At 71.0% G+C, this 13,337-nt stretch carries 12 protein-coding genes; 5 read left to right on the top strand and 7 right to left on the bottom strand.

The window, feature by feature from the left end; all coding sequences use genetic code 11:
- Positions 1-7: 7 nt before the first annotated feature.
- Complete coding sequence (locus IFU30_RS19075; RefSeq protein WP_085513390.1) at positions 8-868, bottom strand: RDD family protein; 861 nt, start codon at positions 866-868, stop codon at positions 8-10.
- Positions 869-935: 67 nt separating this feature from the next.
- Between IFU30_RS19075 and IFU30_RS19070 the strand changes: the two genes are divergently transcribed.
- Entirely contained in the window at positions 936-1,931 is a 996-nt protein-coding gene (locus IFU30_RS19070; RefSeq protein ID WP_192006746.1) for a stage II sporulation protein M, read from the top strand.
- A 3-nt stretch (positions 1,932-1,934) separates the two neighbouring features.
- On the opposite strand, the gene IFU30_RS19065 is transcribed toward IFU30_RS19070, so the two are convergent.
- Entirely contained in the window at positions 1,935-2,330 is a 396-nt protein-coding gene (locus IFU30_RS19065; RefSeq protein ID WP_056012681.1) for a DUF5997 family protein, read from the bottom strand.
- Positions 2,331-2,428: 98 nt separating this feature from the next.
- Here IFU30_RS19065 and IFU30_RS19060 point away from each other — a divergent pair, with 98 nt between their 5' ends.
- Positions 2,429-3,295 carry a LysR family substrate-binding domain-containing protein gene (locus tag IFU30_RS19060; RefSeq protein WP_192006743.1) on the top strand — a complete coding sequence of 289 codons (867 nt, stop codon included), beginning with the start codon at positions 2,429-2,431 and terminating at the stop codon, positions 3,293-3,295.
- A 60-nt stretch (positions 3,296-3,355) separates the two neighbouring features.
- Here IFU30_RS19060 and IFU30_RS19055 read toward each other — a convergent pair whose 3' ends face one another.
- Genes IFU30_RS19055 through IFU30_RS19035 form a run of 5 tightly spaced genes read right to left on the bottom strand, consistent with a single transcriptional unit; the run spans position 3,356 to position 8,950 of the window.
- Positions 3,356-4,663: a DUF58 domain-containing protein gene (locus IFU30_RS19055; protein WP_159879343.1), complete on the bottom strand. Its 1,308-nt coding sequence runs from the start codon at positions 4,661-4,663 to the stop codon at positions 3,356-3,358.
- Entirely contained in the window at positions 4,664-5,653 is a 990-nt protein-coding gene (locus IFU30_RS19050) for an AAA family ATPase (RefSeq protein WP_079707257.1), read from the bottom strand.
- Positions 5,650-6,867 (bottom strand): DUF4350 domain-containing protein, encoded by a 1,218-nt coding sequence (locus IFU30_RS19045; RefSeq protein ID WP_192006741.1) that lies wholly within the window; start codon positions 6,865-6,867, stop codon positions 5,650-5,652. Before IFU30_RS19045 ends, IFU30_RS19050 begins: the two co-directional genes overlap by 4 nt.
- Positions 6,864-7,532 (bottom strand): DUF4129 domain-containing protein, encoded by a 669-nt coding sequence (locus IFU30_RS19040; protein WP_192006740.1) that lies wholly within the window; start codon positions 7,530-7,532, stop codon positions 6,864-6,866. Before IFU30_RS19040 ends, IFU30_RS19045 begins: the two co-directional genes overlap by 4 nt.
- Positions 7,529-8,950: a hypothetical protein gene (locus IFU30_RS19035; protein WP_192006738.1), complete on the bottom strand. Its 1,422-nt coding sequence runs from the start codon at positions 8,948-8,950 to the stop codon at positions 7,529-7,531. Before IFU30_RS19035 ends, IFU30_RS19040 begins: the two co-directional genes overlap by 4 nt.
- 163 nt (positions 8,951-9,113) lie before the next feature.
- On the opposite strand from IFU30_RS19035, the gene mtrA reads away from it, so the two are divergent.
- Genes mtrA through IFU30_RS19020 form a run of 3 tightly spaced genes read left to right on the top strand, consistent with a single transcriptional unit; the run spans position 9,114 to position 13,221 of the window.
- Positions 9,114-9,797, top strand: coding sequence for an MtrAB system response regulator MtrA (gene mtrA, locus IFU30_RS19030; RefSeq protein WP_064295232.1), 684 nt, complete (start codon positions 9,114-9,116; stop codon positions 9,795-9,797).
- 6 nt (positions 9,798-9,803) lie between these two features.
- A complete protein-coding gene (mtrB, locus tag IFU30_RS19025) occupies positions 9,804-11,495 on the top strand; it encodes an MtrAB system histidine kinase MtrB (RefSeq protein WP_079707256.1) in 1,692 nt (563 codons plus the stop codon).
- On the top strand, positions 11,488-13,221 hold the full coding sequence (locus IFU30_RS19020) for an LpqB family beta-propeller domain-containing protein (protein WP_192006737.1): 1,734 nt from the start codon (positions 11,488-11,490) through the stop codon (positions 13,219-13,221). The genes mtrB and IFU30_RS19020 overlap by 8 nt, the downstream gene beginning before the upstream one ends.
- Positions 13,222-13,337: the final 116 nt, after the last annotated feature.

The following is a 13,337-nucleotide window of genomic DNA, read 5'->3' as shown; positions in this document are numbered from 1 at the left end:
CCCCGCCTCAGCGGTCGGGGAACCGGTGCGGCTGACCGCTGAGTACCGGCTGGAGGAGCGACAGGCGCTGACGGGCCGCGAGCTGGGCCTGGTACTCGCGTTCCCGGCGGATGACGGAGACCCCGACGAGGAACGCCTCCGGCGGAGCGATCGGCAGCGGCGACACGAATCGGGACACCTCTGCCGCGAGTTCGGCCGCCAATCGGGTCCTCGTGGCCGGGGTGAGCGATCCGGCCTGCTTGAGGAACTGGGTGACGCGCCGCGCCAGCGGATCGGGCAGCCGGGCCACGTCGGCACCGCCGGCCCAAGCGGCGAGCTGCGGTGGGATCATCGCGACGGGCTCCACCACCCGCGGCAGACGCTCACGTTGACTGTAGGTCCCGGCGAGCACGTCGCCCAGACGCTTCGAGCGAGCACTGAGCAGGCCGGTGAGTGCGGCGATGCCGCCGGCTGTGGCGTAGATCTCGAAGTACCCGGTGAGGGCACGGATGAACGCGTGCCGGAAGCCGGGTGCACCCCCGTCGTCTCGGACGATGCGGGCACCGACGACCAGTCTGCCGAGCGACCGTCCGCGGGTGGCGATCTCGACCGCCGCAGGCAGGACGACGAGGCAGAGCACCGTCAGGCCGAGCACGATGGCGGTGAACATCGCGGTGTCCATGGCGACCCCGGACAGGATCCAGGAGAACATCGCGAGCATGAGGCCGACGAACACGAGGATCGACACCACGTAGTCGATGATGGCGCCCGCCGCGCGCAGGATGAATCCGGTGGGCCGCACGTCGAGGGCGACCGCCTCGCCGGTGATCAGCTCGGTGCCGTCGTCCAGCGTCGTCTCGTGCAGCGGGACCCGGGCCGGTTCGGACATGTGCTCCATTCAAGCAGATGCGCGGGGGACCGGCCATGGAGCGCCACCACCGCGTAGCATGGCTGCGATGGACCTCGACGCCTACTCCGCAGCCCACCGCCAGGAATGGGACCGCCTCGACGCGCTCGGCAAGCAGCGGTTCTTCAGCGGGCCGGAGGCCGACGAGCTGATCGACCGCTACCAGGCCGGAGCGACCCAGCTCTCCGCGATCAAGACGACGGCCGGATCGACCCTCGTCGGCGACCGCCTCTCGGTGTCGCTCTCGCGGGCGCGCCTCCGGTTCACCGGGGCCAGCGCGAACGTGTTGTCGAGTGTCCCGCGGTTCTTCGTCCTGGCGCTGCCGGCCGCGCTCTACCGGGTCCGATGGGTGACCCTCGCGGTCGCGGTCGCGACGGTCGTCATCGCGACCCTGTACGCCGTGTGGATCGCCGGCAACCCACAGGTCCTCGCGAACCTCGGTACCGACGCCCAGCTCAAGCAGTACGTCGAGGACGACTTCGTCGCCTACTACTCCAACAACCCGGCCGCGAGCTTCGCCGGCCAGGTGTGGACGAACAACGCGTGGATCGCAGCGCAATGCGTCGCGTTCGGCATCAGCGGTGTCTGGGTCCCGTACATCATCGTCACCAACGCCCAGGGGGTCGGGCAGGCCGCGGGGGTCATGTTCGCCTACGGCAAGGGCGACGTGTTCTTCGAGTACATCCTCCCGCACGGCATGCTCGAGCTCACGGCGGTGTTCGTCGCGGCCGCGGCGGGTCTGCGCATCTTCTGGGCCTGGGTGGCACCGGGCCCACGGACGAGGGGCCAGGCGCTTGCGGAAGAAGGCCGAGCACTGTTCACGATCGCCATCGGGCTGGTCATCGTGCTCTTCGTCTCCGGGCTCGTCGAGGGCTTCGTGACGCCGGCACCGTGGCCGTGGGCGGTCAAGATGATCATCGGCGGGGGAGCGCTCGCCGCATTCCTGACGTACATGTGCTGGTGGGGCGGCCGCGCGTACCGCTCGGGCGAGCGGGGTGATCTGGCTGAGTTCGAGGCTGGCGCGAAGCGGATCGTCGCCGGCTGACGGCTACTCGCCGGCTTCGGATCGTGCGCGGCGCTCGGCGTTCCTGGCGTTGACCCGGGCGTTCTCGGCGTTCACCTCGGCGTGGACGGCGCGCTCCTGCACGAGCCAGGCGGGCAGCGTGCGGAGGAGCTCCTGAATCTGTTCGGTGGTCAACGCCTCGGTGATCTCGGCGCGAGCCAGACCGGAGGTCGACACACCCAGCTTGCGGGCGACGACGTCCCGCGGGTGCGGTCCGTTCTTGCGGAGCTCGACGAGCCAGTCCGCCGGGTTCGCCTGCAGTTCGAGGAACGCCGACCGCGTGATCGGCTCCTCCTGGAACGACGCCGGGGTCGCCGGCAGGTAGACCCCGAGCTTCTTCGCCGCGGTCGCCGGTTTCATGATCTGTTCGCTCGCACCCATCCGCTCAGCGTACCTCGCTGCGGTGTCCTCGCCCAACCGGCCGGATCACCCGTCGACTGAGCTGCAGTAGTGTGGCAAGCCGAGCAGTGGAGGCTTCGATGGACAGGCAGGACGACCAGGTCGACGGGATCGAGGTCGGCGACGACGGGATCGGTGCCGACACGGTGCCGGAGATCGTCCCGCCGGCGCTGACCGTCGCCTACGCGCGCGGCGTGAACCCGGGGAAGTGGGCGCGCATCTGGAGCGAGCGCCGTCCGGACGACGAACTCCGCCTGATCCGAGTGGACCTCGACGAGCAGCGAGCGGTCCTGGCCTCCGGTGCGGCGGACGTCGTGCTCGCCCGGGTCCCGATCGACCAGGACGGGCTGAACACGATCGCCCTGTTCGAGGAACTCCCCGTCGTCGTCTTCGCCAAGGGCGCTGCACTCGGAGCCGAGGACACGGTCGGGATGGCCGCGCTCGCCGACGAGCAGCTGATCATGACGCCGCTCGTCCTCGAGTGGGCCGAACGTGCCGCCGTGCTCGGGTTCGACGCCCCGGCGGCCCCGTTGACCGACGACCCGGAGGCAGCGGTCGAACTGGCCGCGTCCGAGGTCGGGATCGTCGTGGTCCCGCAGTCGGTCGCGCGACTGCACCAGCGGAAGGACGTGGAGTACCGTCCGATCGCCGATCTTCCTTCGATCCCGGTCGTGCTGGTCTGGCCGCAGGACCGCGAGGACGAAGCCGTGGAGGAGTTCATCGGCATCGTGCGCGGACGCACGGCCAACAGCTCGCGACGGTCCGCCCCGACCGAGCAGGCCGCCGCTCCTGCACCGCAGCAGGCCGCGAGACGACGGAAGAAGCCGAAGGCCGGTTCGACCCAGGGCACCGCCGCCGGGACGAGCCGAGGCGCCCAGCTCGCCGCGCGCAAGGCCAAGCAGGAGGAACTCGCGCGGGAACGCCGCAAGAAGCGCAAGGGCCGCTGATCCGTCGATCCGGTTCCGGCCGGCACTCGGAGGAAGCCGCTCGATCGGCGACGGATCGGGCTAGAGCCGACCGGAGGCCTTGAGCGCGATGTAGGCGTCGGCGAGCGCCGGGGGGAGGGTCTCCGGCGAACCGGTGACGACGTCGGCCCCGAGCTGTCTGATCGCCGCCGACACGCGTTCGATGTCCAGCAGGGCGCGTTCGGCCGCAGCGGCGCGGTAGACGGTCTCGCGGTCGCCGCGGTCGCGCGTGGCCTCGAGGGTCGCCGGGTCGACGACGCTCGTCACGACGACCGTGTGGCGCTGCGTGAGCTGGGGGAGGACGGCGAGGAGCCCGCGCGCGGCCCCGGGGGCGTCGATCGAGGTCTGCAGGACGACGAGGGCGCGCTGGTTCGTGATCTGCCTGACCTGGCCGGGGACAGCGTCCCAGTCGGTCTCGATGAGTTCCGGGTCGACGAGCGCCATCGCATCGACCATCCTGGAGAGGAGTTCGGCGCCGGTCGCCCCCTGGACGCGACCACGCACGCGACGGTCGTAGGCGAGATAGTCGATGCGGTCGCCTGCTCTCGTGGCGAGCGCGGCCAGGAGGAGCGCGGCTTCGAACGCGGTGTCGATGCGCGGCTCGTCGGCGATGCGCGCGGCGGAGGTGCGGCCGGTGTCGGTGACGATGACGACCCGGCGGTCGCGCTCTGGCCGCCAGGTGCGGATCATGACGTCGCCGCGTCGTGCCGTGGCACGCCAGTCGATCGAACGGACGTCATCACCTCGCACGTATTCGCGGAGGGAGTCGAACTCGGTGCCCTGACCGCGGACCATGACGCTCGTCGCGCCGTCGAGCTCGCGGAGGCGTGCGATCCGGCTCGGGAGGTGCTTCCGGGAGTTGAACGCCGGCAGGACTCGGAGGTGCCCGGCGCTGTTCAGCGTCGCCTGTCGAGCCAGGAGACCGAGCGGACCGAACGACCGCACCGTGACCTGGGACACCCGTCGCTCGCCCCGACGGAACGGCGTGAGCACCAGGCTGACGCTCCGCCGCTCACCGGGCGGGAGGTCGACGCGGAGTCGCTCGGCGGGCGCGCCGGCGGACGGCTGCCAGGCGTCGCGTACCAGCGCCCGGACGCGGCGACCTCCGCGGTTGGTGAGGAAGAGAGTGCTCGTCGCCGAGTCACCGAGCCGGACCCGGGACGGCAGCTGCCGTTGCAAGACGATGTCCCGAGGCGAACCGGCGACCACGAGGTCGACCGTTCCGAGCGCGGCGGCGAGCACGAGCCATGCGATGAACGCCGGAGCTGCGTCGCCCGTGAGCACGCCGAGCACCACGATCGGCACGATGCCGAACGCGACGAGCGCGACGAACCTCCCGGTGACGGCCATCTAGATGGGCACCTGCACCTGCTGCATGATCGAACGCAGGATCGCGTCGACCGAGACGCCCTCGAGCTCGGCCTCGGGCCGCAGCTGCATGCGGTGGCGCCACACCGGGAGGACCATCGTCTGCACGTGGTCGGGGGTGATCGACTGGTAGCCGCTCAGCCAGGCCCAGGCCTTCGCCGACGCGAGGAGGGCGGTCGTCCCTCGGGGGCTGACCCCGAGCCGGACGGACGGGCTGCGCCGAGTGGCGCGCGCGAGGTCGACGATGTAGGCGAGGACGTCGGCGCTGGCACCCACGCGTCCGACCTCGAGCTGCGCCGCCCGCAGATCGGCCGCGCCCATGACCGGCCTGACACCCGCGGCCGTGAGGTCGCGCGGGCTGAACCCGGCGGAATGCCGTCGGAGTACCTCCACCTCGACGTCGCGCTCGGGCACGTCGAGGACGAGCTTCAGCAGGAAGCGGTCGAGCTGCGCCTCGGGGAGCGTGTAGGTGCCCTCGTACTCGATCGGGTTCTGCGTGGCGGCGACGATGAACGGGTCCGGGAGTGGGAGCGAACGGCCGTCGACGCTGACCTGGCGCTCCTCCATCGCCTCCAGCAGGGCGGACTGGGTCTTCGGGGGTGTGCGGTTGATCTCGTCGGCGAGCAGGATGTTCGTGAACACCGGGCCCTCGCGGAACTCGAACTCGCCGGTCTTGGCGTCGTAGACGAGCGAGCCGGTGACGTCGCCGGGCATGAGGTCGGGCGTGAACTGCACGCGCTTCGTGTCCAGACTCAGCGCGTGGCTGAGCGATCGGACGAGGAGCGTCTTCGCGACGCCGGGCACACCCTCGAGGAGCGCGTGGCCCTTGGCGAGGAGCGCGATGACGAGCCCGGTGACGGCGGCGTCCTGACCCACGACGGCCTTGCCGACCTCGACGCGGACCTGGGCGAGTGCTCGCCGGAGGTCGTCGGGGTTCGGTGCGGTGGATCCTGGCACGGGGGCGTCGGTCATGGATGGTTCCTTCCGGTGAGGTCCGTGGCGCGCGCGACGGCGGCTTCGAGATCAAGCAGGTGATCGGACAGGGAGACGAGGTCGGCGTCGCTCGTCGGTACGGCGTCGAGCAGGACGGACCGCACGTGCCGAGGGTCGAGTCCGGCGAGTCCGGCGACCGTGTCGGCGACCTCGACGACGGAGGCGTGGCGCGAGAGGCCTGCGGCGACCGCGAGGCGGGACACGGTGCCGATCCGCAGCGCGTCGAGCGCCCGCTGACGGTTGCCGGACCGCTGGTAGAGGCGTGCGCGCCCCTCCATCGTCTCGCTTGCGCGGACCGCGACGGGCAGGTCCTCGATGACGAGCGGGCCGAAGCGTCGCCCGCGCCAGAACATGGCCAGGATCGCCGTGATGACGACGGTGCCGGTGACTCCGGCGACCCAGCTCGGCGTCAGCTCGTCGAGGCTCGGGGGACCGGTGACCGGAACGTCGGCGAGGCTCGGCAGGTACCAGACCAACTGCTCGGTGGAGCCGAGCAGGCCGAGCGCGAGGGCGGCGTTCCCCGCACGGTCGACGACGTCGTTCGTCGGGGCGTCGGCGGAGCCGAGTAGCACCCGTGCACCGTCCGTCTGCGTCACGACCGCGCTCCCGCCGCTGTCGGCGGTGAAGCAGCCCTCGGCGTCGGCGTCGGTGGTCGTGTACAGCGTCCACCCACCGGTGACCGTCCCGGCCCGCTCGGCGGTGGGGTCGCCGCAGTCGGACGACAGGACGTCGGCGGTGTCCGAGCTGCCCGCGAACGAGACGCCGGGGAACAGGGTGCGGAGCGCCGCGGCTCGCGGGGTGACGACGACGAGTCCGGCGTCGGCGTCGCTCAACCGCTCGAGCTGCGAGGCGTCGAGCAGTCCGCTGGGATCGAACAGGAGGACGGTGCTGTCGGTGTCCTCGACCGCCTCGAGCGTCGCGTCGAGCGTGGTGGTCTCCGTCACGGTGACGCCCTCCTGGCGGAGCACCTGCGCGAGCGCGCGTCCGCCGTTCGGGGTCTGGTTGCCCGGGCTGAGCAGGGCCGCGTCGATCGACGCGCCTCGCGTCGCGAACATGAGCACGAGGGCGATCCCAATGGCGAAGACCGCCGCGATGATCCAGAACCGGTTCCGTCGCAGCCGGGTCCGCAGCCGTGGTGTGGCGACGTCGGGCTCGGGCTGCCCATGCCCCGTGGGCTTCGTCGTGAGCGTCACCGGACCAGCTCCTCGGGGTCGGCGAGGAGCTGCGGCGCGGCGACAGAGAGCCGCGAGTCGAGCGCTTCGAGCTCCCGGTACTGTGCCTCGGTACCCCTCGCCTCGAGGTAGCGGACGGCGTCGAAGACGTCCGCGGCCTCCGCGAGCGCGCGCCCGTCCTGCGGGAACGCGGCCGCCGCCCGGGCGGCGAAACCGTGCGCCGTCGTGCCAGGGGTGACCACGACGATCGTCCGCTCGGACAGTCCACGAGCGATCGCCCGATACAGCTCCTGGAGCGCGAGGGTCCAGTCGCCGGCCGCGGCGGCGGTCCTCGCGTCCTGGCGCAACCGCTCGGCGGTCCGATCGTCGCGTTCGCCGAAGAGGTCGAGCTGGCGGGCGCTCCGCCGGTTGAGGCGGGGGACGCCCCACACGATGAACGCGATGACGATCCCGACGACGACCACGGTCATCGCGATGATCGGGAACAGGCCGGTGAAGGGGCCCTCACCCGGCACCCGGAGGGAGTTCACCCAGTCCCAGAACGCCTTCGACACGATGTCCCACAACGACGGTTGCGCTGTCTGGTACTCGGGCTTCGACAGCTCACGCTGCAGGAGGTCCCGGGCGCCCGGTGCATCCGGGACGAGCGGGACGTCGAGGCGCGACGCGAGGAACAGCGGGCTCATCGGGTCGCTTTGCCTCCGGCGGCCGCGACGTCGAAGGGGTTGTCGACCGTCTCGCGACCGCCGGCGCGCGCCTCGACGAACCGCGCGAGGTCGAGGTCGAGCCCCTCCTTGCGCATCCGCAGGTCCACATAGATCACCGCCGACGTGGCACTGATGACGACGACCGTGATCGCACCGATGATGACGGAGACGAGCAGGGACAGGCCCTGCGCGGCGATGGTGGCGACGATCATGGTCGCCTCCGAGTCCACCCCGACGAACAGCACGGGGACGAGGCTCGCGAGCAGGCTGATCGGGGTCGCGACGACCTGCGACGCGACACTGACGACCGAGGAGACGAGGAACTGGACGCCGAAGGTCCGCCAGAAATAGCCGTCGGTCAGGCGCCAGGAGCGAGCGAGCGAGGCGAAGACCTTGCCGTTCTCGAGGACGATGATGCTCGGTGTGAGGGAGAACTTCGTCCCGAGCCACACGGAAGCGGCGATCAGGACGAGCAGTGCGCCGATGCCCATGACCACCGTCAGGGCCACGCCCGCGGTCCCGCCGAGACCGGTCAGCACGAATCCGAGGCCCACCGCGACGGCGATGAACACCGTCACGACACCGATCAGGAGGAAGGTGTAACCGATGAGCGGCAGGAACCGCGCCTTCGTGCGTCGCCAGAGCACGCCGAGCGGCAACTTCTCGCCGAGGGTGCCGCGAGCGACCTCTTGCGCGATGATGCCCTGCAGGATCGCGCTGCCGGCGATCGAGACCGCCACCGGGATCAGGAAGGACAGGATGATGGCCGTGATCGCCCCGGCGCTGATGGCGTCCTCCTCGCCGGGGGCCGCCTGCGACAGCCGGCTCAACGAGAGCCAGGTGACGACGCCGACGATGACGAGGGAGAGGACGGCGGTGAGACCCTGCAGGAGGAGGGCGCTCCCGAACGTCGCCTTCGGGTTGCGTCGCAGGACGAGGAAGGGGGCGCCGAACAGGTCGCTGAAGGACAGCGGCCGGAGCGGGATGAGCCCCGGCTTCGGCGGCGGTGCCCATCCCTGCTGGGGACCCGGGGCCCAGGACGCACCGGTCGCGTACGGGTTCGCGTCATAGGCGGCGGTCGGAGCCGAAGGAGGGGTCCCGTACCCGGGCTGCTGAGCCTGGGGGTACGGCTGGGTGTACTGGGGCGGGACCTGCTGCGGATACGGATGCTGGCCGTATCCCTGCTGTGGGTACGTCGCCTGCGCCGGATACCCGAGCTGCTGGCCGTATCCCTGCTGTGGCGGATACCCGGGCTGCTGTGGATACCCCTGCTGCGGTGGCAGCGGCTGCGGTGTCGCCTGCTCCGGCGCCACCGGCTGTCGTGGCCCCTGCGGGGTCGCCCACGGGTTCGGATCCTGATCGCCCATCTCGCCCCCGGCTCGCTGTTCCGTGTCCATCAGCAACACCCCCTCGCCGTCTCGAACCCCTCCATGTTGTCACACCGAGCCTGCCCGCGACCGGCGGTTCGGCGGTTCTCCTGGACACTTCGACTACGCTGAGGCGAGACGTAAGGACACCGGTCAGGCAGCGCGGCCGGCCGGTCACACCCGAGACGGAGCTATGAACGCACGCATTCTCGTCGTCGATGACGACACCGCACTCGCCGAGATGATCGGCATCGTGCTGCGCACCGAGGGCTTCGAGCCGTCGTTCTGCGCGGACGGGGGCGGCGCGCTCCAGGCGTTCCGCGACACCAAGCCCGACCTCGTCCTCCTCGACCTCATGCTCCCGGGGATCGACGGGATCGAGGTGTGCCGCCTGATCCGTCAGGAGTCCGGTGTCCCGGTCATCATGCTGACCGCGAAGTCCGACACCGCGGACGTGGTGAAGGGGCTCGAGTCCGGCGCCGACGACTACATGGTGAAGCCGTTCAACCCGAAGGAGCTCGTCGCCCGGATCCGCACGCGGCTGCGCGCGCCGGCCGCCGACCTCGCGGAGACCCTCCGCATCGGCGACCTCACCGTGGACGTCGCGGGCCACGAGGTCCGTCGCGCCGACGGGGTCATCGGGCTCACGCCGCTGGAGTTCGACCTCCTCCTCGCACTGGCGAGCAAACCCCAGCAGGTGTTCACCCGCGAGATGCTGCTCGAACAGGTCTGGGGATACCACTACAAGGCCGACACCCGACTCGTGAACGTCCACGTGCAGCGGCTCCGCGCGAAGGTCGAGGAAGACCCCGACAACCCGAAGATCGTCATGACGGTGCGTGGCGTCGGATACCGCGCCGGCGCGGTCACCGGCTGATCCGACATGGCCTCCCGACTCGCCGGCTGGGCGGCCGACTGGCGGCTATGGCGGAGGTGGCCGCAGCAGGTGCGCTCGCAGTGGCGGCGCTCGCTGCAGTTCCGGACGGTCGCCATCACGGTCGGCCTCTCGGGACTCGCCATCCTCCTGACCGGTGCCTACCTCTCGTTCAGCATCGGCAACGATCTCTTCCAATCCCGACTGCAGCAGGCGCTCGGCGGCTCCGGTCGTGCCATCGCGTCCGCGCAGAGCATCCTCGACGCGTCCGACGCCAGCGAGCGCGTCGCCCTCCAGCAGCTCATGGGGACCGTCCGGACCGATCTCCAGACGACCTCCGGCAGCAGTCTCATCGCCGCCTACCGGGCGCCCGGGCAGGACCCCAGTCAGGTCACGCCTCCGGGCTTCGAGTCGCCGGGGCTGGGAGGGGGCGTCATCTCGGACGCGCTCAGCGAGGCGGTCCGGGCCGACCCGGACACCCTCCAGTGGCAGTCGGTGACCCTCACGGCCGCCGACGGCTCGACCACCGCCGGCATCGTCGTCGGTTCCATGGTGTCGATGCCGACCGCGGGGTCATACGAGATCTACCTGGGTTACGACCTGAGCGACTCGGAGCAGACGCTCGGTTTCGTCCAACGGACCCTCTTCCTCGCGGGCGTCGGCCTCATGATCCTCGTCGGTGGTGCCGCGTGGTTCATCGTCCGCTTCGTCGCGACACCGATCCGGTTCGCCGCCGAGACGAGTCAGCGTCTGGCCGGCGGCGACCTGGACGTGCGGATGCCCGAGAAGGGCGAGGACGAGCTCGCCATCCTCGCCCGCTCCTTCAACGGGATGGCCGCCAGCATGCAGAAGCAGATCAAGGAACTCGCGGACCTCTCGCTCGTGCAGCAGCGGTTCGTGTCGGACGTCTCACACGAGCTGCGCACACCTCTGACGACCATCCGCCTGGCCGGCGACGTGCTCTACGACCAGCGCGACTCCTTCCCACCGGCCACCGAGCGGACGGCCGAGCTCCTCCACGATCAGGTCGGGCGGTTCGAGATCCTGCTGGCCGATCTGCTGGAGATCAGCCGCTACGACGCCGGGAGCATCGAACTCGAACTGGAACCGACGAGTCTCGTCCATCTCGCGGAGGAGGTCGTGGAGGAGCTCCGACCGCTCGCGGAGCCGACCGGTTCGGACCTCCGGATCGTCGCACCGGGTGGCTACTCGGCGGTCCCGATGGACCCGAGGCGGATCCGGCGGATCGTGCGCAACCTCGTCGGCAACGCCATCGAGCACGGCGAGGGCAAACCGATCGTGGTGTCGGTGGACAGCAACGAGTCCTCGGTCGCGATCGCGGTGCGCGACTACGGCCAGGGCATGACGCGTGAGGCCACCGAGCGCGTGTTCGACCGCTTCTGGCGCGCGGACCCGTCCCGCAAGCGCACCATCGGCGGCACCGGGCTCGGACTCGCGATCTCCCTCGAGGACGCGGTCCTGCACGAGGGGTGGCTGGAGGTCTGGTCGGAGCCCGCCGCCGGCTCGTCCTTCCGCCTCACCATCCCACGCGAACCCGGGACGGAGATCGTCCGCTCGCCCATCAGCCTGCCGCCCGACGATGCGATCGAGTCCATCGTCGACGAGCTCACCGCGCCGACGACCCGCTCACTCCCGACCGTGCGATCGGCCGACGACGACAAGGAGGATGCTCGTGGTTGACGTCCCCGCACGAGCGCCGAGACGACGATCCGCAGTACGTCGGATCGCTGCGGCGGCGCTGCCGATGCTCCTCGTGGTGGTGCTCAGCGCCTGCGTGGGCATCCCGCGGGGCGGTTCCGTGCAGGACGGCGGAACGGTCGAGGGGGACGGCGGCGACGTCGACGTCAACTTCATCGCGCCGGGCCCCGCCGAGGGGGCGACGCCGGAGCAGATCCTCCGGGGCTTCATCGACGCCGCCGCGAGCCCGCAGAACAACTACGAGATCGCGCGCGAGTTCCTCGCACCCGCGCTCCGGTCCGACTGGGATCCCGACGCCGGAGTGACCATCGACCAGGGCGGCCGCACGTTCGCCCCGGTCGCCGACACGGTGCAACTCACCGTCAGCCCCGTCGCGGCGGTCGACGACCGGGGTGAGTACCGCGAATCGGGGAACTCGTCGCCACTGAGCTGGACCTACTCCTTCGAGCAGGTGCGGGGGGAGTGGCGGATCGCGGCCGCTCCGCCGGGCATCGTCCTCGAGTCATCGACCTTCGCCGACGTCTTCGCGGCCTACTCACTGAGCTACTTCGACCCGAGTTTCACCCGACTCGTCCCCGACCAACGTTGGTTCCCCTCGCGGGCGTCGACCGCGACGAGGATCGTGGGGGCGCTGCTCGACGGACCGGCGGAGTGGCTGAAGGGCGCGGTGGCGACGGCGTTCCCCGAGGGGACCTCGCTCACGAGCGACGCCGTTCCGGTCGAGGCCGGGACCGCGCGCGTGGACCTGACCAAACCGGCCCTGCAGGCGGACGCCGTCACGCTCCAGCGGATGCAGCTCCAGCTGAGCAGCAGCCTCGTGCAGCTGTCCGGCAGCGTCGGCGGGGTGGCCGCCGTCTCGAACGTCGCGATCACCGTCGTCGGCAATTCCACGCAGACGGTCTCGCCGCTGTCGCTCGCCGCACCGCGGGTCGACCCCCGGGCGCTCGTCCAGCGCGGGGACGAGTTCGGCTTCGCCTCGGAGAACCGGCTCGAGGCCGTGCCGGGGATCTCGACGGCGGTCGTGGCGGCCGGGGCCGACGCGGCCGTGTTGTCCGCCGACCATGACCAGGCCGCGGTCCGTTCCGCCGCCGGTGTCACGGTGATCCAGGCCGACGGCGACATCCGGCTCGTCGACAACCGCCCGGGACTCCTTCCGCCGACGATGGACCCGTTCGGCTTCACCTGGACCGTGCCGGCGGCGGCGCCGTCCGCGCTGCTCGCGCACGACGCCGCGGGTGGCACGGTGCAGGTCGCGACGAGTTGGACCGGCGCGTCCACGATCGATTCGATCCAGGTGTCCCGGGAGGGTACGCGCCTCGTCGCGCTGCTCCGGGACGGGACGCAGTCGCGGCTCGTGGCCGCCGCGATCATCCGCGGTGACCGGAACGCGCCGTTGCGACTCGGCGATCCCGTCGAGCTCCGCGTCATGTCCACGGAGGCGACGACCGTCACCTGGGTCGACGACATCACCGTCGCCGTCCTGCTGGGCGGCGGTGACGCGACGACGATCGTCACGCAGCAGATCGGCGGCCGCTCCGCGCCCGTGCCGAAGCTCGCGGACGTCACGAACCTGGTCGGGGGCAACGGACCGACGCAACTGCGGGCCCTCACGAGTGACGGTCGGCTGCTGTTGCCCCGTGGGTCGAGCTGGCAGGAGGCGGGCAGCGACGTCCGGTTCATCGCGACCCAGCTGGGATCACCCGACTGAGTGAACGCGCTCCACAGCGCGTTCGGAGTGCCGGGGCCGTCTGCGTCTCGGACGATGCGCCACCGGACGCGCCGCGTGGGCGCGACCATCGGATGATGCGATCCTCGTCGAGTCGA

It is taken from the genome of Plantibacter sp. CFBP 8798 (genome assembly GCF_014841195.1).
Taxonomy (GTDB): Bacteria; Actinomycetota; Actinomycetes; order Actinomycetales; family Microbacteriaceae; genus Plantibacter; species Plantibacter auratus.
This window is presented reverse-complemented; position numbering and strand designations above follow the sequence as displayed.

Coding starts and splice junctions, on each gene's coding strand:
- IFU30_RS19060 (WP_192006743.1), top strand. CDS start 2,429: ATGGACAGGCAGGACGACCAGGTCGACGGGATCGAGGTCGGCGACGAC.
- mtrB (WP_079707256.1), top strand. CDS start 9,804: ATGGCCTCCCGACTCGCCGGCTGGGCGGCCGACTGGCGGCTATGGCGG.
- mtrA (WP_064295232.1), top strand. CDS start 9,114: ATGAACGCACGCATTCTCGTCGTCGATGACGACACCGCACTCGCCGAG.
- IFU30_RS19075 (WP_085513390.1), bottom strand. CDS start 868: ATGTCCGAACCGGCCCGGGTCCCGCTGCACGAGACGACGCTGGACGAC.
- IFU30_RS19035 (WP_192006738.1), bottom strand. CDS start 8,950: ATGGACACGGAACAGCGAGCCGGGGGCGAGATGGGCGATCAGGATCCG.
- IFU30_RS19055 (WP_159879343.1), bottom strand. CDS start 4,663: ATGGCCGTCACCGGGAGGTTCGTCGCGCTCGTCGCGTTCGGCATCGTG.
- IFU30_RS19070 (WP_192006746.1), top strand. CDS start 936: ATGGACCTCGACGCCTACTCCGCAGCCCACCGCCAGGAATGGGACCGC.
- IFU30_RS19065 (WP_056012681.1), bottom strand. CDS start 2,330: ATGGGTGCGAGCGAACAGATCATGAAACCGGCGACCGCGGCGAAGAAG.
- IFU30_RS19040 (WP_192006740.1), bottom strand. CDS start 7,532: ATGAGCCCGCTGTTCCTCGCGTCGCGCCTCGACGTCCCGCTCGTCCCG.
- IFU30_RS19050 (WP_079707257.1), bottom strand. CDS start 5,653: ATGACCGACGCCCCCGTGCCAGGATCCACCGCACCGAACCCCGACGAC.